General features: G+C 33.4%; 24 protein-coding genes. 18 read left to right on the top strand and 6 right to left on the bottom strand.

Annotated features, from left to right (window positions below):
- The first annotated feature begins 205 nt into the window (after positions 1 to 205).
- Positions 206 to 1,030 (top strand): oxidoreductase, encoded by an 825-nt coding sequence (locus ABD940_RS05135; protein WP_345200752.1) that lies wholly within the window; start codon positions 206 to 208, stop codon positions 1,028 to 1,030.
- A gap of 90 nt (positions 1,031 to 1,120) precedes the next feature.
- The gene (locus ABD940_RS05130; protein ID WP_345200751.1) at positions 1,121 to 2,011 is read left to right on the top strand and encodes a helix-turn-helix domain-containing protein; all 891 of its coding nucleotides are present in this window, start codon (positions 1,121 to 1,123) and stop codon (positions 2,009 to 2,011) included.
- Positions 2,012 to 2,173: 162 nt separating this feature from the next.
- Here ABD940_RS05130 and ABD940_RS05125 read toward each other — a convergent pair whose 3' ends face one another.
- Positions 2,174 to 2,344 carry a lmo0937 family membrane protein gene (locus ABD940_RS05125; protein WP_345200750.1) on the bottom strand — a complete coding sequence of 57 codons (171 nt, stop codon included), beginning with the start codon at positions 2,342 to 2,344 and terminating at the stop codon, positions 2,174 to 2,176.
- Between the two features lie 127 nt (positions 2,345 to 2,471).
- A complete protein-coding gene (locus tag ABD940_RS05120; protein ID WP_345200749.1) occupies positions 2,472 to 3,278 on the bottom strand; it encodes a Cof-type HAD-IIB family hydrolase in 807 nt (268 codons plus the stop codon).
- A 118-nt stretch (positions 3,279 to 3,396) separates the two neighbouring features.
- Between ABD940_RS05120 and ABD940_RS05115 the strand changes: the two genes are divergently transcribed.
- The 8 genes from ABD940_RS05115 to ABD940_RS05080 all read left to right on the top strand — a co-directional run bounded on the left by ABD940_RS05115 (position 3,397) and on the right by ABD940_RS05080 (position 10,153).
- Entirely contained in the window at positions 3,397 to 4,227 is an 831-nt protein-coding gene (locus ABD940_RS05115; RefSeq protein ID WP_345200747.1) for a helix-turn-helix domain-containing protein, read from the top strand.
- A 45-nt stretch (positions 4,228 to 4,272) separates the two neighbouring features.
- A complete protein-coding gene (locus tag ABD940_RS05110; protein ID WP_345200746.1) occupies positions 4,273 to 5,412 on the top strand; it encodes an FAD-dependent oxidoreductase in 1,140 nt (379 codons plus the stop codon).
- Positions 5,413 to 5,490: 78 nt separating this feature from the next.
- Positions 5,491 to 5,952, top strand: coding sequence for a PA2169 family four-helix-bundle protein (locus tag ABD940_RS05105; protein ID WP_345200744.1), 462 nt, complete (start codon positions 5,491 to 5,493; stop codon positions 5,950 to 5,952).
- Positions 5,953 to 6,403: 451 nt separating this feature from the next.
- Complete coding sequence (locus ABD940_RS05100) at positions 6,404 to 6,691, top strand: bacteriocin-like protein (RefSeq protein WP_425550356.1); 288 nt, start codon at positions 6,404 to 6,406, stop codon at positions 6,689 to 6,691.
- 79 nt (positions 6,692 to 6,770) lie between these two features.
- Positions 6,771 to 6,977 (top strand): bacteriocin-like protein, encoded by a 207-nt coding sequence (locus ABD940_RS05095; RefSeq protein ID WP_345200742.1) that lies wholly within the window; start codon positions 6,771 to 6,773, stop codon positions 6,975 to 6,977.
- Between the two features lie 141 nt (positions 6,978 to 7,118).
- Positions 7,119 to 8,162, top strand: a complete 1,044-nt coding sequence (locus tag ABD940_RS05090) for a GlxA family transcriptional regulator (protein ID WP_345200741.1) — start codon at positions 7,119 to 7,121, stop codon at positions 8,160 to 8,162.
- A 148-nt stretch (positions 8,163 to 8,310) separates the two neighbouring features.
- Positions 8,311 to 9,858: a DHA2 family efflux MFS transporter permease subunit gene (locus ABD940_RS05085; protein ID WP_345200740.1), complete on the top strand. Its 1,548-nt coding sequence runs from the start codon at positions 8,311 to 8,313 to the stop codon at positions 9,856 to 9,858.
- A 19-nt stretch (positions 9,859 to 9,877) separates the two neighbouring features.
- On the top strand, positions 9,878 to 10,153 hold the full coding sequence (locus ABD940_RS05080; protein ID WP_345200739.1) for a hypothetical protein: 276 nt from the start codon (positions 9,878 to 9,880) through the stop codon (positions 10,151 to 10,153).
- A gap of 71 nt (positions 10,154 to 10,224) precedes the next feature.
- On the opposite strand, the gene map is transcribed toward ABD940_RS05080, so the two are convergent.
- The gene (gene map, locus ABD940_RS05075) at positions 10,225 to 10,989 is read right to left on the bottom strand and encodes a type I methionyl aminopeptidase (RefSeq protein ID WP_345200738.1); all 765 of its coding nucleotides are present in this window, start codon (positions 10,987 to 10,989) and stop codon (positions 10,225 to 10,227) included.
- A 200-nt stretch (positions 10,990 to 11,189) separates the two neighbouring features.
- On the opposite strand from map, the gene ABD940_RS05070 reads away from it, so the two are divergent.
- Both ABD940_RS05070 and ABD940_RS05065 read left to right on the top strand, forming a co-directional pair.
- Positions 11,190 to 12,227 (top strand): SDR family oxidoreductase, encoded by a 1,038-nt coding sequence (locus ABD940_RS05070; protein WP_345200737.1) that lies wholly within the window; start codon positions 11,190 to 11,192, stop codon positions 12,225 to 12,227.
- 41 nt (positions 12,228 to 12,268) lie between these two features.
- Positions 12,269 to 13,051, top strand: coding sequence for a helix-turn-helix domain-containing protein (locus ABD940_RS05065; RefSeq protein ID WP_345200736.1), 783 nt, complete (start codon positions 12,269 to 12,271; stop codon positions 13,049 to 13,051).
- Positions 13,052 to 13,118: 67 nt separating this feature from the next.
- On the opposite strand, the gene ABD940_RS05060 is transcribed toward ABD940_RS05065, so the two are convergent.
- The 3 genes from ABD940_RS05060 to ABD940_RS05050 form a co-directional block, all read right to left on the bottom strand.
- Complete coding sequence (locus tag ABD940_RS05060; RefSeq protein WP_345200735.1) at positions 13,119 to 13,961, bottom strand: GLPGLI family protein; 843 nt, start codon at positions 13,959 to 13,961, stop codon at positions 13,119 to 13,121.
- A gap of 91 nt (positions 13,962 to 14,052) precedes the next feature.
- Entirely contained in the window at positions 14,053 to 15,108 is a 1,056-nt protein-coding gene (locus ABD940_RS05055; RefSeq protein ID WP_345200733.1) for a helix-turn-helix domain-containing protein, read from the bottom strand.
- Positions 15,109 to 15,193: 85 nt separating this feature from the next.
- Positions 15,194 to 16,711, bottom strand: a complete 1,518-nt coding sequence (locus tag ABD940_RS05050) for a helix-turn-helix domain-containing protein (protein ID WP_345200732.1) — start codon at positions 16,709 to 16,711, stop codon at positions 15,194 to 15,196.
- A 599-nt stretch (positions 16,712 to 17,310) separates the two neighbouring features.
- On the opposite strand from ABD940_RS05050, the gene ABD940_RS05045 reads away from it, so the two are divergent.
- The 6 genes from ABD940_RS05045 to ABD940_RS05020 form a co-directional block, all read left to right on the top strand.
- Positions 17,311 to 17,736, top strand: coding sequence for a helix-turn-helix domain-containing protein (locus ABD940_RS05045; protein WP_345202614.1), 426 nt, complete (start codon positions 17,311 to 17,313; stop codon positions 17,734 to 17,736).
- A gap of 18 nt (positions 17,737 to 17,754) precedes the next feature.
- On the top strand, positions 17,755 to 18,069 hold the full coding sequence (locus ABD940_RS05040; RefSeq protein ID WP_345200731.1) for a helix-turn-helix domain-containing protein: 315 nt from the start codon (positions 17,755 to 17,757) through the stop codon (positions 18,067 to 18,069).
- Between the two features lie 260 nt (positions 18,070 to 18,329).
- Positions 18,330 to 20,291 (top strand): beta strand repeat-containing protein, encoded by a 1,962-nt coding sequence (locus ABD940_RS05035; protein WP_345200729.1) that lies wholly within the window; start codon positions 18,330 to 18,332, stop codon positions 20,289 to 20,291.
- A 19-nt stretch (positions 20,292 to 20,310) separates the two neighbouring features.
- Positions 20,311 to 21,876 carry a hypothetical protein gene (locus tag ABD940_RS05030; protein WP_345200728.1) on the top strand — a complete coding sequence of 522 codons (1,566 nt, stop codon included), beginning with the start codon at positions 20,311 to 20,313 and terminating at the stop codon, positions 21,874 to 21,876.
- Between the two features lie 112 nt (positions 21,877 to 21,988).
- A complete protein-coding gene (locus tag ABD940_RS05025; protein WP_345200727.1) occupies positions 21,989 to 22,618 on the top strand; it encodes a hypothetical protein in 630 nt (209 codons plus the stop codon).
- Positions 22,619 to 22,663: 45 nt separating this feature from the next.
- On the top strand, positions 22,664 to 24,326 hold a 1,663-nt coding region (locus ABD940_RS05020), incomplete at its 3' end, for a DUF8202 domain-containing protein (protein WP_425550355.1).

Below are 24,326 nucleotides of genomic sequence, written 5' to 3'. Positions count from 1 at the left end.
TAAACATAAAAAGTAAAGCCCGGAAAGTTATTTTTCGGGCTTTACTTTTTTTAATTATTTAAAAATTTTACAATAAAAAATATTCTCGCGTAATTCTGTGCTATTATTCCGCGAAAATGTGCTACAACTTCAGCCATACTCTGAAATACCTTTGTCATATCAAAATCAAACAATAAAATTTTTAACAACAAAAACATTAAAAATAATGGCAAAAACAGTTTTTATTACAGGTGCATCTAGAGGTTTCGGAAAATTATGGGCAGAAGCTTTTTTAAAAAGAGGCGATAAAGTGGCAGCTTCGGCAAGAAATATTTCAGCGCTGGACGATTTGGTTGAAAAATATGGGGACAATATTCTTCCGGTTCAATTGGATGTTACCAAAAAAGATGACGTAAAAAATGCAGTTGAAACAATTAAGAATCATTTCGGAGGCATTGATATTCTGATCAATAATGCAGGTTACGGACTTTTCGGAACGGTTGAAGAAACGACAGAAGAACAGGCAAGAGCTCAGATGGAAACCAACTTTTTCGGATTACTTTGGGTAACTCAGGCGGTTCTTCCGGTGATGAGAGCTCAAAAAAGCGGTCATATTATTCAGGTTTCCAGTTTCTTGGGATTAACAACGCTTCCAATGTTAGGTTTATATAATGCTTCAAAATTTGCAGTAGAAGGTTTAAGCGAAACAATTGCATCAGAAGTGGCACATTTAGGAATAAAATTCACTTTGATCGAACCTAATGGTTTCTCTACAGAATGGGCAGGAGCTTCAGCGGCACAAACTACTTCAGACATAGCAGATTACAATCCTGTACGTGAAGGTTTTGCGGAAGGAACAAACAGTTCTGATATTTGGGGAGATCCAAATGCTACCGTCGAACCCATCTTAAAAGTTGTAGACAGTGAAAATCCTCCATTAAGATTATTATTCGGAAAAATAGCTTATCATTCTATGAATGAAGTCTATACAAACCGATTAAAAGACATCGAAGAGTGGAAAGACGTAAGCATTGCAGCTCATGGTCGTTAATATTTGATATAGATTTTAATGATAACATTTTGAAGTTAAAGTAAATTCTATCCATTAAATTTGGTCTTTAATTAAATTTAAAAAACTCCAATGAAACATTATAAAACCATTACGGAACTTCATTCGGGAAATCTTTGGGAGGCGCCTCAACATCCGCTTTTGGGTTTAGTTGGCTGCCTTTCCGGCTGTACTTTGGGAAATCAGGAATTTACAACGGATTCTTATATTATTGCTTTTAAAAAAATAAAGTCCGGGGTTTTTATGTATGGAAGAACCCAATATGATCACGATAACGGTTGTATGTTCTTCACAAAACCAAGACAGGTGATTGAAATGAAGGATCTTGAGTTTGAAGAACGTGGTTTTATGCTGATGATCGATCCTGATTATTTAAACGGTCATGAATTATTTAAAACCATCGAGCAATACGGTTTCTTTGATTATGATGTAACGGAAGCAATTCACCTTTCACCAAAAGAAGAACAGATCATTTTCGAACTTCATGAAAAAATTCAGACCGAATATTTAAATAACCCTGATGAATACAGTAGAGAGATCATTTTAAGTCATGTTTCATCTATTTTAAAATATTCTCAGCGTTTTTATAAGAGACAGTTTATCGATCGTTCTCAGGTAACGGGAAAAATTACGTCAAAATTCAATGAAGAATTAAAAAAATATATTAACGAAGGAAATTTCGAAAAAATAGGATTACCTAATGTTGGCTATATTGCTGATCAACTGGCAATTTCGCCTCGTTACTTAAGTGATCTTTTAAAGCAGGAATCCGGCAAAACTGCAATCGAGCTTATTCATATATTTTTAATTTCAGAAGCTAAAAATTTACTCAGAATAGGAGAGAAAGGAGTATCTGAAATCGCCTATCAATTAGGATTTGAAAACGCTTCTTATTTTACACGTCTTTTTAAGAAACAAACTGGAATGAAACCTTTGGAGTTCCGAAAAACAAGTTTGAATTAAATCTAATTTTTATCATCGTTTATTTAAATCTTCTGTAAGAAATTGCAGAAGATTTTTGATCAATCAATCAATCAATCAATCAATCAATTAATAAAAAAGCTGGAAATTAAGAATTTATGTTTTCCCATTTCCAGCTTTCTATCTTCAGTTTTTTACATTGATCTAATCGAGGGGTTTTCGTCCTGTTATAAGGTTATAAAGTATTACAATAATTGCAATTACAAGTAATACATGAAGTAAATAACCTGTACTGATTCCAGGTACAACGCCCAACATTCCTAAAAGCCATACCACAATACAAATGACTGCGACTAACCATAATATACTTCTCATGACTAAATATTTTTAAGTGATTTGATTTAATATATACACATATTGTGCCTTTTTAGATAAATCATATTAAAAATAAATACCACAAAATCAATTATGATCAATTTCATGCAATTTAAAAGCTTGAAAATTAAATAATTCCGAAATGAATTAATGCCTTTTCAATTCCGTGATCATCAACTTCTTCGGTGATAAAATCTGAGATTTCTTTTACAATATCATTTGCATTTCCCATCGCAACTCCAATTTTTACAAATTTCAGCATCGAAATATCGTTTCCACCATCTCCGAAAGCCATTGTCTCAGAAACATCAATTCCAAAATGTTCACAAAAAGTTTCTATTCCAACTTTTTTGCTGATTCCACCCGGATTTACGTCCGCAAATAGAGGAGTCCATCTTGATGCAATACTTTTGGGCATTACTTTATGCATAAATTCCGCTTCAGCTTCAGGTCTTAGAAAAATATTTGCCTGAAGTACATTTTCTTTATCAATATTTTCTTTATCATGGATCGGTGGAACAGGAAGGTTAACATGAGCATACATTCCTACAACTTCAGGAGTTGCATCATTGATCTCAACTTTATTTTCATACATTAATGAATAACTTAAAGGAAAATTCTCCGCGTGATCGATTAAATTCTGAATATCTTCAGGATCAATTGTATATTTGGAGATCAATTCTTTGGAAGCTGTAGCACAATAGCCACCATTAAATGTAATAAATCCATCAAATTCCAAATGTTGAATATGATGCAAACTACTGATAGAACGCCCTGTTGCTACAATTACTTTGATTCCGTTTTCACGAAGTTTTTCTAATGCTTTTTGTGTGCTTTCGGGAATTTTTCCTGTTTTAAAACTAATCAAAGTTCCGTCGATATCGAAGAAAACAGCTTTTATTTTGTGAGGATTTTTGGTGTTTAAAGTATTCATTAATTACAATCGTTTTGAATATTGAACGTATACTGACAAAAATACGACAATAATATTTTTGATTAATTGTTTAACCCAATATTTAATGATTAATTTAGATTAAGAAAACCTCAGAAAGATGAAACCTTACAACACCATTCACCAAGAATTTGAACCGCCGGAACAACTCAAAGATTCTATAAAATGTTTTTGGTACAATGACTCGAATTTCGGAGCAACGGAAACAAGTTTTGAAGTAATTCCGGATGGTAATGCAGAAATTATTTTTCATTTCGGAAATGGCTGCAGTATTTATCATGATGAAATTTTACAAGAATTACCTTCACCTTTTTTAGTAGGTTTACTCAACGAGCCTGTGCATTTTTACACTAAAAATCGGTTGCAAATCATTGCTGTAAGATGTTTTCCCTGGACGGTTTTTGATTTGCTCGGATTAGTTTCCAATAAAAACGGGGTTTCTGTTTTTGAACATCCAATTGCAGAACTTCACTCTGCTTTAACTCAATTTATTAATGAAAATAAGATTGAAGAAGCTATTCATCTTATAAAAGAATATTTTACAAATATACATTCTAAAATTCCGACCGACAGTTCATTATATAAAGCTGGAGTTGCGATGCGAAAAGCGAACGGAACAATTTCCGTAAGTCAGGTTGCGGACGCGGCTCATTCTACAGTTCGTACACTTGAAAGGAAGTTTAAACAATCTTCCGGTCATACTGTGAAAGACGTTTCCGGCTTAATGCGTTTTGAACAGGTGAGAAATCAATTATGGCTCAAACCGAATTCCAATCTTGCTGAACTGGCGATAGAATTAGGTTATACGGATCAAGCACATTTAAGCAAAGAATTCAAGCGATACAGCGGAACGACACCCGCAAAATTTGCGCAAAAAGCAAAGAAAGAACAAATTTCCGACAGCGATTTTGTCGCATTTTTACAATCCTAAGATTAATAGATTTCAGAATTTTGTCATCTAATTAATACAAATTAAATGAACAATTTACTGAAAGATAAAAAAGTTGCAATTATAGGAGCCGGACCTGTTGGCTTAACAATGGCAAAATTACTGCAGCAAAATGGAGTAGAAGTGCTTGTTTTTGAAAGAGATAAAGATCCTCATGCAAGAATTTGGGGCGGAACTCTTGATCTTCACAAAACTTCCGGGCAAGAAGCATTAAAGAAAGCCGGATTGCTGGAAAAATATTATGAAAATTCAATTCCGATGGCTATCAATTTCGCCGATAAAGAAGGTAATATAATAGCTTCAACAGAAATAACACCTGAAAACCAGTTTGATAATCCTGAAATTAACAGAAATGATCTAAGAAAAATCTTGCTTGAAAGCCTGAAAGACGATACTGTAATTTGGGACAGAAAATTGATCAGTCTTGATGAAAACAATGGAAAATGGCGGTTGCAATTCGAAAACAATTCTGATGAAACTGCCGATTTTGTGATTGTTGCCAATGGCGGAATGTCGAAAGTAAGAAATTACGTTACGTCTAATACGGTGGAAGATACAGGAACTTTTATTCTTCAGGGAGATGTTCCTCAACCGGAAATCAATTGTCCTGAATTTTTCAAATTATGCGACGGAAAAAGATTGATGAATTCTCATAACGGAAATTTATTGGTTGCCAATCCTTTTAATAATGGAGCTTTAACGTATGGTGTCATTTTCAAAATACCCGAAGATTGGAATAATGGAGTTCAATTAAATTCTAACAATAATGAAGAAGTTTTAGAATTTCTTTCGCATAAACTTTCGGATTGGGGTGAAATTTATCAGGAATTATTCAAAGCGACGACATTTTTTGTAGGATTACCTACGAGAAAACTTTCTATTGGAAAACCCTGGAAAACTGATCGTCCTTTACCGATAACTTTGATTGGTGATGCAGCACATTTAATGCCGCCATTTGCCGGACAAGGCGTAAATATCGGATTGGTAGATGCTTTGAATTTATCTGAAAATCTTACAAACGGGAGGTTTGAAACAATTGAGCAAGCTGTTTTTGATTATGAAGAAAAGATGTTCATCTACGCAAAAGAAGCGCAATCCGAGTCGAGCGAGAATGAAATAGAAATGCGTGATCCTAATTTTTCTTTTTTGAAATTTATGAATTACTAATTCAATCTGCCTAAAATCTTACATTATATATAAGGTACAATTCTTGCACAATTTTCAGAAACCACAAAATATTTAATTATGAAAAATCAAGAAGAAGTATCTGTTTTAAATGATTTGCTTCACATTACCAATGACCGAATTCAGGGATTTTCGAAAGTCGAAGGGAAAATCTGGGAAAAATATCCTGATGTAAAAGATGATTACGACAGAATGATCACACAATCTAAGATCATGAAAAATGAACTGATCGATCTTATTCAGGAAAATGGAGAAAAAGCCAGCGATACATCATCTGTTGCTGGAGCTCTTCACAGAACGTGGATTGATATTAAAAACTCTTTCACGATAGGAAATACGGAAGAATCTACTTTAGAAAATGTTATTTTCGGAGAAAATGCGGCAATCGATGCTTATCAAAATGCTATTGATACTGGAAATTTGAGTGAAAACAGCTTGGATATAGTTTCGGAACATCTAAAGAATATAAAAGATTCTTATCATCAGTTCAAAGGAATCAGCAACTATAAGAACAAAGACTGATTGCTAATAAGGAAACTTACCATTAATAAATATTTAGCTAAAACAACTTCTCAAAAACGGGAGGTTGTTTTGCTTTTTACCTTCAAAAAACTTTCAATTTTTTCACACTTTTTTTGAAAATCGCTCTTTGCAGGAATTTTTAATGATAAAATTTGCGAAAAATTAATTTTAAAATCATAAAATCGAATTCATTTTTCATAAAAACTATCAAAAACATGGGAATTATGAAAGAATAAATTAATATTAAAAAACATTTTATTTTTTAGAATTATTAATTTTAATCTTAAGAAAATCAAATAGATATTCAATAAAATGAAAAATGTAAAAAATACCAATTATATTAATCAAATATTAAATCATAAAAATATTTTAGTATTTTTTTCAAAATAATATTGGCATATTGTAATTTTTCATATCTTAGTGATGTATTAATCATATAAATATTTTACACATGAAAAACTTAAAAAAATTGAACAGAAACGAGTTAAAAACTATTTCAGGAGCTGGACTTCTTGATAACGTATTTGGAGTAGTAACTGGTACAGTAAATGCTACTACAGGTATCCTAAACGGTGTTGGTGCTGTTGTTGGTAACACTGTAAACGGTGTTGGTTCTACAGTAGGAGCTACTGTAAGTGGAACTGTAACAGTTTTAACAGGTGGATTATGCCAAGTACAGTGTGTACTGAATGGTGTTGTTTCAATACACGTATTAAATTGTGGAGCAGCTACTTGCTAGAAAATAAAATACGGTACAACATAGCCGCTCATTTTGAGCGGCTTTTTTATGAAATTTAGAATCATCACAAAAAACTTTTATGAAAAACTTAAAAAAACTGAACAGAAAAGAGATGAAGACCATCTCAGGAAGCGGCTTACTTGATGACATTGCCGGATCTTTAGATTTTTTAGATCCACTTGTAAAACCTATTGCAAATACCGTAAATAATATATTTTGCAGAATTGAATGCGTATCGAACGGAATGGTTGTTATTAAATTTCTTCCCTGCGAATCAACCTGCTAATAATAATTACATTAAAAATATTGACCGTTCTAAAAAAGAGCGGTTTTTTTATTTTAAATTTAAGACCTGTCCTAAACTGTATAATTTTTGTCCTTTGCGACTAATTGGATAATTAATACTTTTACACAGTAAAATTAGGATATGGAAAACGCCTTACAAATCCAAGCAAAGAAAAAAGTTCTCATTGTCGCAATGACGGGCAGTACACTTCTTTATTTAGCCGGACCAACCGATGTATTTTCGCAGGCAAACAAATATTTGGAAGAAGCCGGAATTAAAAACGGCTATGAAGTTCTGATAGTTTCTCCGGCTTCCAATAAAAAAATAACTACCGAAGCGGGAATCAGTATTGATTGTCAGTATTCTATATTAGACTTCAATGACGAAATTGATACATTAATTATTGCCGGAAACGATTTTGGAGAGTTGAGTCAGAAAGCATTACAGGAATTTTACAATTGGCTGTCAAAAAGAAATAAAGAAAATACCCGAAGAATTGCTTCCATTTGTGGTGGTGCATTTGCATTGGCAAAGGCGGGAATGTTAGATGGACGAAAAGCCACAACCCATTGGTATTTAGCTGAAAGAATGAAAAAAGCTTATCCAAATATCAAAGTGAATGCTAATCCTTTTTATACAAACAGTGACGACGGACATATTTTCACTTCAGCCGGAGTCACAACGGGAATTGATCTTTCTATTGCCTTAGTGGAACACGATTTTGGGAAAGATATTGCAATAAAAGTAGCCCGGAAATTGGTATTTTATTTAAACAGACCAGGGCTTCAATCCCAATTTGGAAGTCTTGTCCAAGAATATGAAACAGGTCATATTGCACAAAAAGCCCAACTATGGCTTACTGAACATTTGCATGAAAGGCTTGACGTAAATCAGGTTGCAGATTATATGAATATGAGTCCCAGAAACTTTACACGCGTTTTTACAAAACAAACAGGAGTTTCGCCTGCAAAATTTATAGAAAAACTGAGAGTTGAAAAAGCCCGGAAATTTTTAGAAAATACAGAGATCCCAATCGAAAGAATTGCTGAACAATGTGGTCTTGGAGGACTGGTGTCGATGAGAAGAATTTTCTTAAGACATTTAATGACAACACCTTCAGATTACAGAAGAACATTTCAATCTGCAAAATATCCGGGAATGGATCACATTATGGAAACTGCATAATTATAGTTTGCACTTAATTTTTTCGAAATAAACCACTGAAATACCAATCATCAGATTGAGTATCCGGGAATTTTTATGCCTTCATTTTTTATAAAATTTTTAAATAATTCGGATGGTTTTTACCAGTCGGAAGATATTGTAATACATTATGTTTAAAAGAAATTTATTGATTCTTACGGTTCTTTTAGCCGCTGTAATGGAGCTTATAGATGCTACCATTGTAAATGTTGCCCTTTCTCATATGAGTGGAAATCTGGGAGCAACAATTGAAGATACTTCATGGGTGGTAACTTCGTATTCGATTGCAAATGTGATCATTATTCCGATCACAAGTTTTTTAACGGCAAAACTGGGACGAAGAAATTATTACATCGGCTCTATTATCATTTTCACCATTTGTTCGGTGATGTGTGGTCTTTCCAATGATATCTGGACTTTGGTTCTCTTTAGATTCATTCAGGGTTTAGGAGGTGGAGCATTACTTTCTGTTTCACAGGCGGTCATTTTTGAGCAGTTCCCAAAAGAAAAGCAAGCTGTTGCTGGAGCAATCTTTGGAATCGGAGTTTTCACAGGTCCTACAATCGGACCAACTTTGGGAGGATATATAGTAGATCATTTTTCCTGGCCGTGGATTTTCTTTGTGAATATTCCGGTTGGAGTAATTGCAATTGTTTCATGCTTTTTCCTTTTGACCGAACCTCCGGTAAAATCAATTGTTAAAAAAATCGACTGGACCGGAATTGCCTTACTCGCAATCGGAGTTGGAACTTTACAAACTGTTTTGGAAAGAGGAGAAACAGAAGACTGGTTTGCAACGGGATATATTGTTTGGTTTACGATTATAGCCATTATTTCACTGTCTGTTTTTATTTACTGGGAATTAAAAATTTCAAATCCTGTCGTTGATTTAAGTGTTTTAAAAAGTAAAACATTAAGCATTGCAGCAATTTTAACCTTCATTACAGGAGTCGGATTATACAGTTCGATTTTCATTACACCTATTATTGCACAACGACTGCTTGGTTTTACGCCCTTACAAACGGGAGAAATTATGTTACCCGGAGCTTTACTCGCAGTTTTAGCATTAATGATTTCCGGAAGACTGATGCAGAAAGGATTATCACCAATTTATATAGTTGCGATGGGATACATTCTTTTCATTTATTTCAATTGGCACATGGCTCACATGAGTTTGGATGCTTCGGCAGAGTATATTGCTTTTTCACTGGTTTTCAGATCTGTCGGAATGGCTTTTCTCGCAGTTCCGCTTACAACGATGGCTGTTTCTTCCCTTGAGCCCAAAGATATTCCGCAAGGGGCAGCTTTAAATAATATGATGCGACAACTAGGTGGTTCTTTCGGAATTTCAATTATCAATACATATTATGTTCGGAGAACTTGGGTGCATCGTAATGATCTGGTTTCACATTTAACTTACTCTGATACCAATGTCATGGAAAGAATCAATAAATCTGTAAATTATTTTATGGCAAAAGGATTTAATTATTATGATGCTCATACAAAAGCGATTGCATTATTAGAAGCTCAGGTTGTAAAACAAACTTCCATGCTTAGTTATCTCGATTCTTTTTATGCTCTCGGTGCGTGTTTCGTATTGACAATGCCTCTTTTGTTATTTGTAAGGATAAAAAAGAAATCCGCGAACGCACAAAAAGTAATTATTTCCGATCATTAATAAATTAAACTTTAATACAATGAATATCTGTCCGATACAATATAAGGAACCTCATTTAGTAATATTGATTTTCAAACAATTAAATGGCTTTAACCTAAAATCTCATGAAGAATATTATAAAGGATTAAAAGGTAGCGTAGAAATGATGCAATATGGTGAAGTAATGAATGATAATGCAGTTTGTACCATTCTCCGTTCTTCTGAAGCCGATGCGCTTGAGAAAATTATAGAAAATGACCCTTCCATACAATCCGGAACGTGCGATTTACAGCAAATTATTCCTTTAACTATTTAAAAAATTTATAATTAAAAAGGCTGTTTCATAAAAAATAAAACAGCCTTAATTATTTATAAAAACATTGAAAATCAATTCAATATTTCATTCATTTCAGTTAAAATTATGGGTTTTCCGTCGGTTACGATAATTGTATGTTCATGTTGAGCCATATAACCACCTTTATTTCCGACCATTGTCCAGCCGTCATTCAATTCTACTGCTAAATTTGAAGATGTAGAAACAAAAGTTTCTATTGCAACCACAGAATTTTTCCTGAATCTTCTGGTATCAAAACGGTTTTTATAATTCATCAATTCGTCGGGTTCTTCATGCAGACTTCTTCCTACGCCGTGTCCGCCAAGATTTTTAATGACTTTAAAGCCTCTTTTCTTCGCCTCAGTTTCCATCAGAAAACCAATATCTGCAATTTTTACGCCTCCTTTTATATTGTCAATTGCTTTTCGTAAGATATCTTTAGAAGCATCAACTAATTTCTGATGCTGATTAATATCTTTACCAACAATAAATGAACCTCCATTATCTGCCCAAAATCCATTAAGTTCTGCGGAAACATCAATATTTATTAAATCTCCTTCCTTTAAAATTCTCTCATCTGTCGGAATACCGTGGCAAAATTCGTTATCTACACTTATACAGGTCCAGCCTGGAAATCCATAGGTAAGATGAGGAGCTGATTTAGCACCAAAATCAGCCAGTATTTTTGCTCCATATTCATCAATTTCTTTCGTCGTCATTCCCGGCTGAGCATAATTGATCATTTCTCTCAATGTATAAGCGACAGCTTCACTCGCTTTCTGCATTCCGATTAATTCCTGTTCATTTGTTATTGACATAATTTTGTTTTTTGTTTAGCTTATACAAATTTAATGAATTAGTTTTTTAATTTAAAAGCCTGAATTAGAATATTAATAACCAACAAAGTAGAATTAAATAAGGCTAAAAAAAAAGACTTCTCAACAAAGTAAAAATAACTTTTCAACAAAATGAATGCTTTCAATTTTGACCAATTTTGTATCATTAAAATGATTAAAAAATGGAAAATTCAAACAACGACAAAATAGTTTTAGTAACAGGTGGTTCTGGTTTTATTGCAAGTTATTGTATGATTGATTTATTAAATAAAGGATTCAAAGTAAGAGCTTCTCTGCGTTCATTAAATAAAATTGATCACGTTAAAAAAATGCTTGGCAGAGGAGGAGTTCAATCTTTTGAATCGCTTTCGTTTATCCAGGCTGATCTTGATAATGAAGCGAGTTGGGAAAAAGCGGTTGAAGGTTGTACTTACGTGATTCACACTGCTTCTCCAACGCCAAATACAGACGCAAAAACGGATGACGATTTTATTATTCCTGCTAAAAATGGTGTATTATTTGTGATGAAAGCGGCAACTAAAGCCGGTGTTAAGAGATTTGTACTCACTTCCGCATTTGGCGCTGTTGGAATGGGAACCAACAAGAAAACACCTTATACGGAAGAAGACTGGACGATAATTAACGATACCGTTGCTCCTTATCAAAAATCTAAAACGATTTCGGAACAGGCAGCGTGGGAATTTATCGAAAGCAGAACAACTTCCATGGAATTATCAGTCGTAAATCCAACCGGAGTTTACGGTCCTGTATTGGATGCGGACACTTCACATTCTGTGCAGCCTGTGATACAGATGTTGAACGGAGTGATGAAAGCCTGTCCAAAACTTACTTTTGGGTACGTGGATGTAAGAGATGTTGCCGATCTTCATATCAAAGCAATGCTATCTCCAGAAGCGAAGGGAGAACGTTTTATTGCTGTTTCAGGAGCATCACTTTCATTTTTAGATATTGCTGAAATTTTAAGAAAAAATTTAGGAGACAAAGCTGCAAAAGTTCCGACAAAAGAAATTCCTGACTGGATTATAAGATTAACAGGCTTATTCAGCAAAAAATTTGACATGATAATTCCTCTTTTAGGAAATGTGAAAAGTGCAAGCAACGAAAAAGCAAAAAATCTACTCGGATGGAAGCCAAGACCAATGGAAGAAGCTATCCTTGCAACAGCAAAAAGTGTGATTGATTTAGGATTGATTAAATAAAAACAATCAATTTTTATTACAAAAAACGTAAATTGTATCTAATGAAATTCAGTGAAATAAAATCTTGCTATATCGGTCCGGAAGTTTCACCGGAACAGTTTATTCCCGAACATTTCTTTCTCTTTTTAGCGAAAGGAAAAATGGATTATTTCGACGGAAGCAAGCATTATACCTTGCATCCCGGAGAATATTGTATTGTTCGGAAAAATAATTTGGCGAGATATAATAAGCAAAAAGAAAATAATTATTTTGAAAAAGTAATCATTCTCTTCGATGAAACTTTTCTAAGGAGTTTTGAGGAAAAGCATTCCGTGATTTTCAATGAATTTGAATCAAAAAATGCAGTTTTTAAACTTGATAAAAATTTTTTCATTGATAATTTTATTCAATCACTACAGCCTTATTTTGAAATTTCAGGAAGAATAAATGATTCTTTTTCTGATCTGAAAAGGGAAGAACTGCTCTTAATTCTATTAAAACAAAACCCTGAACTTTCGGGAATTTTCTTTGATTTTAATGCACCCGGAAAAATCAATCTTCAGGAATTTATGCAGAAAAATTACAAATTTAATGTAAGCATAGATCGTTTTGCATATCTTACAGGTCGCAGCTTGTCTTCATTTAAAAAAGATTTTAAAGAAATTTTCAATGATACACCAAGTCATTGGCTAGTAAAACGCCGTTTGGAAGAAGCCCATTTCTTAATGAAGGAAAAACTGAAAAAGCCAAATGATATTTACATTGATCTCGGTTTTGAGGATCTGTCGCATTTTTCGTTTGCTTTTAAAAAACAGTTTGGTTTTTCGCCTTCGGAAGTGAGATAAAGTATATTAAAAAAGGCAGTTTCTATGGAACTGCCTTAATAAAAAAAATCAATATAAATAGTTATAATTAAGGATATTTAATCGCTTTACAAAGTTCAATAGGATTATTTTCTTTTCTTATAGATTCCTGTTTTTCCTTAGCCATTTTATTAAAATCAGGTTTTTTTGGGCTAGGATCATTAGGAGAAGTTATCATATAACTTCCAAAAGCTCCGGATTTTAATTCTTTGTAAGGATCATTATAATATTCTAATGAAACTTTTTCAAGTTGCACTTCTTTCACAGGAAGAGACTTCATCGATTTATCATCTATACTATCTGCTGAAGACTTCTGAATCCCTGAAAAAATAAATTCATAATCACCTTCTGAATCCTTTAGACTAAGAATTAATCCAGGCAAACCTTTGAAAATATAAGGTCCTTCATTCAAGGGAATTTCTTTAGTAAACCATGCTTCCCATTTTCGTCCGCAAAAATCTAAAGTAGCTTTTTGACAAGAAAATTTACCAATCTTCCTGGTATCATTCTGGATCTGCCAATTTAATTTGCTAATTGGAGTGGATAATTCGTATAAATAAATCCCCAATAGTTTAAATTTACTAATTTCCTGTGTTCTATTATTAGCAATTGTCATAAAGTCGTAGTCATAATCGTATTTCCTAAATGAGCTAGACTTTTTCTGTTGATATTTTACATATAATGAATCGTTAATAAGCTGTTCATAAGAAGTAAATTTCGTTTTATCCTTTTCTACAAGAAGTATCATAACACGATGTGATATCTCGTCGGATAAAGAATCTTTTTTGTAATTCATTGTATAGCCAATCTTATAATTTTGACTAAAACAAAAAGAGCCTGTGAAACAAATTAAAAAGATGAATAACAGTTTTTGATAATGTTTTTTTTGCATGAAATAAAAATTTAATCCGGCAAAAATCAATTATTTAAGTATCATAAAAAATTAAAGGAAGTGCTGAATTCTGTAAATTCTAACACTTAATTTAATCAAGCCTATCTACAACCGTTTCCGGCTCGTTTCTAAGCTGATTGATGTAATAGGAAGTTGTAATGTCTGTTTCTTTTTTAAAAACTGACGAAAAGACCTCTCTGGATGAAAATCCACACAATTCTGCCAAATAACTTATTTTATATTCTCTGTATTTTGGTTCAAGATAAAGAAGTTTCATTATATAATTGATACGAAGACCATTAATGTATTTGCTAAATGATTTGCCTTTATATTTTTTTAGTATTTCATTAATATATTTCGTATTTGTATTGGCATAATGGGCAAGATAAGAGAGGTTCACATCATTTTTTATAAACTCATTTGTCTTTTCAAATTCATCCAATAAGGCTAAAATTGATTTTACAGTTGCTTCTGTGATCTCTGCAGGTTTATTTTTTTCAATATTTATCTCTTTTTGAAGACCGATTTGCTCTTCTGTTGGAGGTATTGGAATATTAGTACTTTTTTTGAAATTTTTTATAATAGCCTCATATCTGTTTTTTGTTTTTTTGATATGTCTTATTAATAATAATCCTAAGATGATAGCTATAAGAATAATTCCACATATAGCTATTATCCATATTTTCTTTATATCCTTATTGTATTTTTTATCTTTTGCAGTAGTTATCTGTTCTACAGAATTTTTAAAATCCGTTTTTAACTTTAAATTTAAACTATCACCCAAACTGTTGGATAATTTGAGATACTTAACTTGTGAATTTTTATCTCCTTTTTTTTCATAGGCATCAGCAATATTTGTATAAGCTGATTTTAGAGAATCATCTAGAAGCTGCTTGTAAGAAACAGTATCTGGTTTATCTTTTTTAACAAGATGCACTATATTATTACTTACAGAATTAATAACTCCATTCTTATGTTTATCTTTTTTTACAAGTACTGCTATTTCAGGATGAGATAAATTATTAGTTACACTATCTTTTTTATCTCTCATTGGATAATAAACTTTATAATCCTGACTATAACATATAAAGCCTATAAGTGAAATTAATAGTATAGCTATTAATTTTAAATTAATTGTTTTTTTCATCAAGCGATTATTTTCATGCAAAAATCACTTATTTAAGTACTATGAAAAAATAGAATGAAGTATGAAATTCTATAAATTCTTACACTTAATTAAAGTTTTTAACAACTGTTTCCGGCTCATTTTTAAGCTGATTGATGTAATAAGAAGTTGTAATGTCTGTTTCCTTCTTAAAAACCGATGAAAAAACTTCTCTGGACGAAAACCCACATAATTCTGCAAGATAGCTTATCTTATATTCTCTGTATTTTGGCTCAAGATAAAGAAGCTTCATAATATAATTGATACGAAGACCATTAATGTATTTACTGAAAGATTTTCCTTTATAGTTTTTGAGAACTTCATTAAGATACTTCGTGTTTGTATTAGCATAATTCGCAAGATAGGAGAGATTCACATCACTTTTTGTAAATTCATTTGTTTTCTCAAAATCATCCAAAAAGACTAAAATTGATTTTACAGTAGATTCTGTGATCTCTATATTTTTATTTTTCTCAATATTTATTTCTTTTTGAAGACTTGTTTGCTCTTCTGCCGGAGGTATTGGAACATTGATATTTTCTTTAAAACTATTTATGATAGTCTCATATCTTCCTTTTGTTTTTTTAACATATCTTATCCAAAATACTATAAAAATTATAAATAGAATGACAAAACAGCAGATAACCCTGATCCATATTTTTTTTATATCACCATGATATTCTTTGTCTTTTGCTAAAGTTATTTGTTTTGCTGAGTTTTTAAAATCAGATTCTTGTTTTTCAACCAGATCTTTTTCCAAAAACCTTGATAAACTAAGGTATTTCAACTGTAAATTTTTATTTCCCAACTTTCCATAAATGACTGCTAATTCACCATAAGCTTCTCTTCTTAATTTAGGATCTTTTGACTGATTTCCGAATTTTAGTGCTTCTTCATAGTAATGAGCAGAGTTTTTATAATCTTTTTTTACATAATACAGTCTCGCAAATGCTTGTGCAATCAAATCATTATTTGATATATAAGAACTGCTTTCCTTATAAACCTGTATTTGATTAAGATATTTTTCTGCCAAATCGAATTTTGGTGGGTCACTTAATCCCATATAGTAATTGGCAATATTAATATAAGCTCTAATAATATTATCATCTCTTTGCAGTTTGTCATCCGAGGTATTCCCTTTTATCAGTTTAAGCTCAGGAAGATTTTTTTTCTCCAGAAAGTATATTACAGAATCATTGATATTTTGCCTTTCGTAATAACTTGAAATATTTTGATAAATACGTGATAATTGAAAATGTTTCTTATCTTGATCATCTATTTTATTTGCATAAAAAATTCCTTTTTTCAATTCTTTTAAGCTCTCGTCTAAGAAACCAGTATTTTTATAGACTTTACCTCTTAACATATGAATAATAGACATTGCATCAAACCTTTGCTCTTCTTTTGCTATATTTTCAGTTTTATTAGCTATTTCTATCACATTTTTATAATCAGAAATATTACTATAAATAGACATTAAAAGTAGGTTGGAGTCTAAAATACCTTTTTTAGATCCTATCTTTTCTGCATGATTGTTAGCTTCATAAATTAATTTTAAGGCTTCATTATTCTTTTGTTTCTGCATTAAATTACGAGCTAACTGTAGCTGTGTCTCAATTTGTTTTTCTGTTTGAGAATATAAACAGGTAAAAAAACAACAGAGAACTATTACGATTGTAATTTTTTTTAGAATTATCATATAGTGATATTTGAAACAAAATTATGCATTGAATACTATTTTTCTATCATCATTACATTTACAGAGTAATCATTTTTTTTAAAATATTATGAAAAGCATAGTATTTTTTAAAATTTGATTTACATATAAATTTGATTATCAGTAAATTAATAAAATGTTAATGAAATTACAAATTTGACTTACATGTAAAATTCATCATTTATTTAATTACATAATTTTGAATTCATGAATTACAAAGTCTCAGAAGACAAATAAAATCAAATTTACAAATGTGTAATTTTTTATAGAATTCATTACTCCATTTTCTTTTTACAGATAAAAATATTTCCAAATTTTGTACCACAAATTTGATATAAGAATATCTTATTTTGAATAGTAAATGGTAATGTAGGGATTTATAATCCAAAGTACATACCATAGTTTCTTAATCAAAATACAAATTAAAAACACTTTGATAATTCAATAAATGATAAGAAAAAATGTCGATAGATTTTAAAACAATCCACATAGGAAGTTTGATTAAACTTCGTGTAACGGAAAATAAAATTGAGCTTGAGCGCATCCGTAACTTTATGAAATGCTCTGAGCAAGATATAGAGGAAATGTATGAAAGTAAAAGTCTGGATGCAGATCTCATCATGAGATGGAGCAAATTGCTGGAATATGACTTTTTCAGAATCTACACACAGCATTTGATACTATTTGCACCTCCGGGAAAGATTGGTTACAATGAATTAAAACAGAAAAAAACAGCACTTCCGCAGTTTCGAAAGAATATTTATACAAAAGAAGTCATTGATTTTATTCTGGAAATGGTACAGACCGGAAAAAAAACAAAACACCAGATAATAGAAGAATACAATATTCCCAAAACAACCCTATATAAATGGATAGATAAATACACACAATAATTTAAAACAAAAATACTGATGAATAAACCCAATTATAGAAGAATCTACTCAGATATTATAAAAATAAAATATCCTGATAAAAAAGAAACGTGCGAAACACTTTTATTCAAAACTCATCTCTCATCAATGGATATTTTAGAAATTAATAAGAAAATATTTGAAACAGAAAATTCTACTAGTTTTAGTCAAAAACACCGCTCCTATAATACTACCGATATTTTTAGTATCCTCGATTATCAAAAAAATAACAGATTAAATAACAGTCAGGTAGCCAATCATTTCAATATGAGTAGAAATACGATTGCAAAATGGAGAAAACTTTTCCAGGTATAAAACTAAACAAGAAACAAAACATCCCTATATAAAATATTTCGAGACCTGTAATTTAAAACATTTCCAATTTGATGTAGAAACTTCTGTTTTCGATATTATCATAGTTCTCTTTATTCTAAAAATGAAGTAATTCTATATCCATAAAAAAGTAACAGGGCGAGAAATAAAAGATTCTAAAAACACACAGTTTATCATGATTTCAGGTGTATATCAAGCACTTGAAATCATTTCCCTCTAATTTAAAACATAAATACTAAGAAATGAAGAAATTAATTTTACCAATTGCACTATGTGCGTCTGCAGTCATGTATTCCCAAGTAGGAGTAAATACTCCAGATCCGAAAGCAACAATGGATATTACTGCCAAAACAACAGACGGAAGTAAACCTGAAGGTCTTATTACTCCAAGATTAACTGGAGATCAAATAAGACTGGGTAATACATCTTACACGACAGCACAAACGGGATCAATACTTTATGCAACTTCTGCAGATTCTGCTCCTGCAGGTAAGACAATCAATATTACAGCTCCCGGTTACTATTATTTTGATGGCAGTGTATGGCAAAAAATCATTACAGGAAGCACAGGAGATACTACGAATGATGCTTGGATCAATGATACAACAAATGCTGTCGTAAAATTAGGTACCAAAGCAGATGGTACAGCAAGAGGAGCTTACACAGATGTTGTTGCGAATGATAATGGAGCTCTTGGTATGGGAACTTCTACACCTGCTACAAGAATTGATATTGTAGGAGACGGAGGTGTGAATGATGACATCACTTTGAATTCCTCAGGAAATACGAGCGGATTCGCAGGAGGTATTACTTTTACAAGATCGCAGGGTACACCTGTCGCTAAAACAGCAGTAACAACTGGAAATTCTTTAGGCTCTCTGTCTTTCAACGGATATGACGGAACCAACAATATCAATACAGCTGCTGTATCTGCTCAGATAAATGGAACTGTAACCGCAGGTTCAGCTCCAACAGACTTGACTTTTTCTGCCGGAACAAACGCAGCTACTGAAAGAATGCGTATAACATCTGCCGGAAATGTAGGAATTGGCGTTACTACACCATCCAATGCACTCCATGTAAATGCTGCAAATAACCCTGTACGTTTTGAAGGGCTTGTAACGGGAGCAGGTACATCCAATATTGTAACGGTAGATGCGAATGGCGTTCTCACCAAAACTGCAACTACAGCCACTGCATTGGCAGCATCAGATACTACGAATGATATTTGGATCAATGATATAGGGTTGGTAAAACTGGGCACAAAAGCAGATGGTACAGCAAGAGGAGCTTATACAGATGTTGTTGCGAATGACAATGGAGCTCTTGGTATGGGAACTTCTACACCTGCTACAAGAATTGATATTGTAGGAGATGGGGGTGTGAATGATGACGTCACTTTGAATTCCTCAGGAAACACAAGCGGATTCGCAGGAGGTATTACTTTTACAAGATCACAGGGTACACCTGTCGCTAAAACAGCAGTAACAAATGGAAATTCTTTAGGCTCTCTGTCTTTCAACGGATATGATGGAACCAGTAATATCAACACGGCAGCCGTATCTGCTCAGATAAACGGAACCGTATCTGCAGGCTCAACCCCAACAGACTTAACTTTTTCTGCGGGTACAAACGCAGCTACTGAAAGAATGCGTATAACATCTGCCGGAAATGTAGGAGTAGGAATTACAAATCCGTCGACAAAATTAGATATTAACGGTAATCTAAGAATCGGAACTGCGTCTCCTACATCCGGTTCTACCAATGTATCTACTTTGGTAAGAGACAATACTACAGGGGAGATAAAAGTATCTCAATCTTCTACCGGAAATACAGCTAATATCACTTTTGTAACCTATACGTTATCAAATGTTAATAAAGATTGGGTTGCAAGTTTTAATACCAATATACCTACCAATCAGTACACTGTTGTTGTGGTAGGAAACAGTTTTAATAAACAATCCCTTTCTAATACCACAGGTTCCGGAACTTATAATCCGCTAAACGTTCAGGCAATGATTACTGGTTCTACCTGGTCTTTATATGCAGACTATAACGGTGGAACAACAGCTGATGGTTCTAATGGTACATGGACAATCAACTGTATGATCATCAATAATTCTATTACAAAAACCCTATCCGGTGTTTCGGCTGATTTAGGGGGAACTAATACAGGTTCTGCATCTATTCCTTCTGGACTATAACTAAAAAACATAAGAAACTATGAAGAAATTAATTGTATCGATTGCAGCATTAGCTTCAACTGCTGTATATTCTCAAGTAGGCGTTAATAATACCGATCCTAAAGCTACGATGGATATTACTGCCAAAACTACAGATGGAAGTAAACCTGAAGGACTTATTGTTCCTAGGTTGACCGGAGATCAGATAAGATTGGGAAATACATCTTATACAACGGCTCAGACCGGAGCAATTATCTATTCAACTTCTGCAGACTCTGCGCCTGCAGGAAAAACCATTAACATCACAGCGCCTGGATATTATTATTTTGACGGAAGTGTATGGCAAAAGGTTATTACTGGAAGTACGGGGGATACCACAAATGATGCTTGGGTAAATGATAATGGTAATACAATGGTAAAGATAGGTACACAATCTGATGGAAGCACAGCAAGAGTAGTGGGAGCCGAATTTATTGTAAAGGACAATGGTGATGTAGGTTTAGGTACTTCAAATCCTGGTAATAAGTTGCAAGTTATTGCATCTGGAGCAAGAAATGGTATAACATTAAGTAACTCAACTACTGCGGCAAATACAGTAACAAGACTTGGTATAGGAGGTGGAATTCCTACATGGGGAGCTTTAAATTATACGAATATTGATAATACTATTGCTCGCGTTTCCTTGGGAACCTATGAGGGTCTGGAGTATTTAAGCTATGATACGGCAGGACCTAATAAAGGAAATATTGGAATCGGTACAACTTCTGCGGCAAATCCCCTTACTGTATCCAGCGGTAGTACTCAATATCCGAAGGCTATAAATATTCTGGAAACTACATATGCAACCTCCAAACGTGCGGCTTTAGGTATCGGAAGCTGGCAAGTGTTGCAGGATATCAATGCAGATGGGACAAGAAATTTTTCAATCTTCAATGGTTTGAGTGGAGGAACAAATGTATTGAATATTACTGAAACAAATAACGTAGGGATAGGGGTTGTAAATCCGACAGCAAAATTAGAGTTAAATTCTGGAGTAAGTGGACAAAGCGGATTAAAATTTACCAGTCTCACATCATCTTCCCCAGCTTCTCCTGGAACATCTAAGAATCTTAGTGTAGATAATAGTGGAAATGTGATATTATCAGGACCTGTTCCTCCAAATGCTGCAGATTTAGGGCTTTTTGCGGCAACAATTACTAGTGATAGACCAACGGGAACCGCAGGCGGTAGCTATACTAATGTAGTTTATCAGGCAGAAAATGTTGACGCTGCCAATGCATTCTCACCTACTGCGGGTACATTTATAGTTCCTACTTCAGGTTATTATTATTTCATTGGATCAGTACAGTTTGACAATACTGTATCAGGAGGAAATTTCACTCAGTGTGGGATGAGAATTTACAGAAAAGACGCAGCGAATGTTCTATCAACTATAGCGCAACAGTTCATAACTGTTACAACAAAGCTCAACTCTCTTACTGCCAGTGGACTTCTGTATTGCCTTGCCGGAGAAACTGTTTATATGGCTACATTGGCTTATGTAGATAGCGGAACTACTTATAGCACTGCTGCAAGAACTTTTCAAGGATGGAAAATTAGTAATTAATATTCCATGAAAATATTTACTCTATCAATACGTACAAGACAAAAAACATATCTGTATAAATATTTAATAAAATACTAAAATACATTCTTAGTATCTAAAATTGAGATTTATAATGAAAATAGAACTGATGACTTCAAAATTGAATCCAAAAGGTTTCTGCATTTGCGGAATCCCTTTTGGATTTTTGATGGTATTGATCAGTACATTTTGTTATTCTCAGTCATTCAGTAAAAATAATCCACAAATATATATTAAGGACAGCACTGCTGTTTATATTCACGATGATATTTCTGTTAATAGTCAGGAAGATCCTGCTTCAAAATCAAATATTGTCGAAGGAAAAGAATATATATTTATAGCAAATGGAGCGCAGGTATATGGTATAGATAATTTTGAAGCATCGGAAGTCCCTAAGATTAAAATTCAACGTTATAATACCGGAGCACAAAGAAAAGCCCAACCAAAGAAAATAATCGGCAATCTGGTAAAGAAAAATGCAACCAGTTCGTTTATAAAAGGTTTGGAAGGGAAGCATCGTTTTAGCTTATCATCAGGCTCCTCTGAAAATGCAGTGTTGAATAATCCTGTTGCTTCGAAATATCTTTTCCTGTCTGCGCTTTTTTATCTTTTAATCTGTTTTTCGGGTATTACCGTTAAGCTTTTTTCCATACACAACACTTTTCCTATAAGGAGAGAAGTATCAATTCATTATTCCCGCCCACCACCTGCTTTAATATTATAAAAGAATCTGCTATTATTTTATTTAGTGAAAACTTAAAAAACAGTTATGAAAACAATTATAAAAATTAAAACAGCATTATGGGCTTTATTCATAAGTCAAGGCTTTTATGCACAAAGTCCGGGAGGTGTTTCCGGTACACAGTTATGGTATAAAGGCAATGCAGGAATAACACAAGCTGGGACTGTTACCCAATGGAACAACAGTGCTTCAGCTTCATACAATCTTGTACAGCAAGGAGCTGCAACTACACTCCCAACCTATAATGCAGGTGCTATCAATTTTAATCCGACAGTGAGATTTGATGGGGTTGATGATCGTTTATACACACCTTCAGTTCCACAGACTGTTACAACAACTGCGTCGGCTCCATATGCAACTTCTCAATACATAGTATTTAGAAAATTAGGTTCGGTTAACAATACATTTTATAGTCATTCTGACGGAGCAGGAGGAACTTGGAATGTAGGATCTGCTGCAACAGGCATGATAGTAACTAATAGAGTGATCTCTACTACACTTCCCGTTGCCAATGAGATCCGTCTAATGAATATGGATGGTAACTCCGGTTCGGCAGGATTATATGTTAATGGTTCTTCTGCATCTACCACACTTGCAAATACAACCATTCCTATTGGAACGCAAAATTTCTGGGTAGGAGCACAGGGAACTACAATCTTTTCTAATGCTGATATTGCTGAAATCGTTATTTACAATTCAGCCCAACCTTCCGGACGTCAGCAGATAGAAAGTTATCTTGCTCTGAAATACGGGATCACAAAAGCTGGTAATTACACATCTTCGGGTACGACATATACCTTTTGGAATGCTACAACTAATACAGGCTATAACAATAATATAGCAGGTATTGGAAGGGATGATAACTCAGCATTATACCAAAGACAGTCGATGAGTATCAACTCCGGACAACAGGTTTTGATCGGGCTTAATAATATGAATGATACCAATGACACCAATACTGGGACATTGGCAAATCAACAATTTATGACATGGGGAGACAATGGGCTGACAAAAGCACCATTAATATCAATCAGCGGTATTTCTGATGCCAATGCGCGTTTTGCATCGGTATGGAAAGTACAGAACACCAATACTGTAGGAACAGTCCGTGTAATGTGGCCTCAAGGTCTGACTAATTTGAAATTAGTTCAAAATACTTCCGATCCTACATTTACTACCGGAAATATTGTTACCAATATGACGGGAACACAGATCATCAACGGTATTACTTACAACTATGCCGATGTAACATTATCCGACGGACAGTATTTTACTTTTGCTGCACTTATACAGGCTCCGGGTGGAGTAGTTACTAATTTACAGGTTTGGAACAGAGCAGATTTTGGTACAAATACAACGACCAATGCAGCCAACGTTACAACATGGAATAATTCAGGATTTACAGGAGGACAATTACAGGCTCTCTCAGGTTTCTCCCTTCATACGGCAAGCCCAACTTTCTTAACTGCATCTACTTCATCTAATTTTAATCCTTCAGTACGAATGATTCAGGGCGCAGGATTAGGAATGCTCAATGCATTTTCCACCAATGCAACAACATCAGGAACAGGAGGAACATTCTACAATGTTTCCAAAGCAGGAGCAGGAACTTCTCCCACTTTGGCATATAACGTACAGATGAACGTGAGTGCAGCAACATTAAGCGCAGCTGGTTCAAGTACAGGAGAAA

The sequence above is a fragment of the Chryseobacterium ginsengisoli genome, assembly GCF_039542325.1.
Lineage (GTDB): Bacteria > Bacteroidota > Bacteroidia > Flavobacteriales > Weeksellaceae > Chryseobacterium > Chryseobacterium ginsengisoli.
The sequence above is the reverse complement of the archived record's forward strand: the minus strand, read 5'-3'. Positions and strand labels throughout refer to the sequence as shown.

Bases quoted from the DNA above. Each gene is read 5' to 3' on its own strand.
- ABD940_RS05035 (WP_345200729.1), top strand. From the start codon at position 18,330: ATGAAGAAATTAATTTTACCAATTGCACTATGTGCGTCTGCAGTCATG.
- ABD940_RS05115 (WP_345200747.1), top strand. From the start codon at position 3,397: ATGAAACCTTACAACACCATTCACCAAGAATTTGAACCGCCGGAACAA.
- ABD940_RS05095 (WP_345200742.1), top strand. From the start codon at position 6,771: ATGAAAAACTTAAAAAAACTGAACAGAAAAGAGATGAAGACCATCTCA.
- ABD940_RS05090 (WP_345200741.1), top strand. From the start codon at position 7,119: ATGGAAAACGCCTTACAAATCCAAGCAAAGAAAAAAGTTCTCATTGTC.
- ABD940_RS05060 (WP_345200735.1), bottom strand. From the start codon at position 13,961: ATGCAAAAAAAACATTATCAAAAACTGTTATTCATCTTTTTAATTTGT.
- ABD940_RS05050 (WP_345200732.1), bottom strand. From the start codon at position 16,711: ATGCAGAAACAAAAGAATAATGAAGCCTTAAAATTAATTTATGAAGCT.
- ABD940_RS05100 (WP_425550356.1), top strand. From the start codon at position 6,404: ATGAAAAACTTAAAAAAATTGAACAGAAACGAGTTAAAAACTATTTCA.
- ABD940_RS05110 (WP_345200746.1), top strand. From the start codon at position 4,273: ATGAACAATTTACTGAAAGATAAAAAAGTTGCAATTATAGGAGCCGGA.
- ABD940_RS05080 (WP_345200739.1), top strand. From the start codon at position 9,878: ATGAATATCTGTCCGATACAATATAAGGAACCTCATTTAGTAATATTG.
- ABD940_RS05135 (WP_345200752.1), top strand. From the start codon at position 206: ATGGCAAAAACAGTTTTTATTACAGGTGCATCTAGAGGTTTCGGAAAA.
- ABD940_RS05040 (WP_345200731.1), top strand. From the start codon at position 17,755: ATGAATAAACCCAATTATAGAAGAATCTACTCAGATATTATAAAAATA.
- ABD940_RS05065 (WP_345200736.1), top strand. From the start codon at position 12,269: ATGAAATTCAGTGAAATAAAATCTTGCTATATCGGTCCGGAAGTTTCA.
- ABD940_RS05055 (WP_345200733.1), bottom strand. From the start codon at position 15,108: ATGAAAAAAACAATTAATTTAAAATTAATAGCTATACTATTAATTTCA.
- map (WP_345200738.1), bottom strand. From the start codon at position 10,989: ATGTCAATAACAAATGAACAGGAATTAATCGGAATGCAGAAAGCGAGT.
- ABD940_RS05030 (WP_345200728.1), top strand. From the start codon at position 20,311: ATGAAGAAATTAATTGTATCGATTGCAGCATTAGCTTCAACTGCTGTA.
- ABD940_RS05120 (WP_345200749.1), bottom strand. From the start codon at position 3,278: ATGAATACTTTAAACACCAAAAATCCTCACAAAATAAAAGCTGTTTTC.
- ABD940_RS05070 (WP_345200737.1), top strand. From the start codon at position 11,190: ATGGAAAATTCAAACAACGACAAAATAGTTTTAGTAACAGGTGGTTCT.
- ABD940_RS05025 (WP_345200727.1), top strand. From the start codon at position 21,989: ATGAAAATAGAACTGATGACTTCAAAATTGAATCCAAAAGGTTTCTGC.
- ABD940_RS05085 (WP_345200740.1), top strand. From the start codon at position 8,311: ATGTTTAAAAGAAATTTATTGATTCTTACGGTTCTTTTAGCCGCTGTA.
- ABD940_RS05105 (WP_345200744.1), top strand. From the start codon at position 5,491: ATGAAAAATCAAGAAGAAGTATCTGTTTTAAATGATTTGCTTCACATT.
- ABD940_RS05125 (WP_345200750.1), bottom strand. From the start codon at position 2,344: ATGAGAAGTATATTATGGTTAGTCGCAGTCATTTGTATTGTGGTATGG.
- ABD940_RS05130 (WP_345200751.1), top strand. From the start codon at position 1,121: ATGAAACATTATAAAACCATTACGGAACTTCATTCGGGAAATCTTTGG.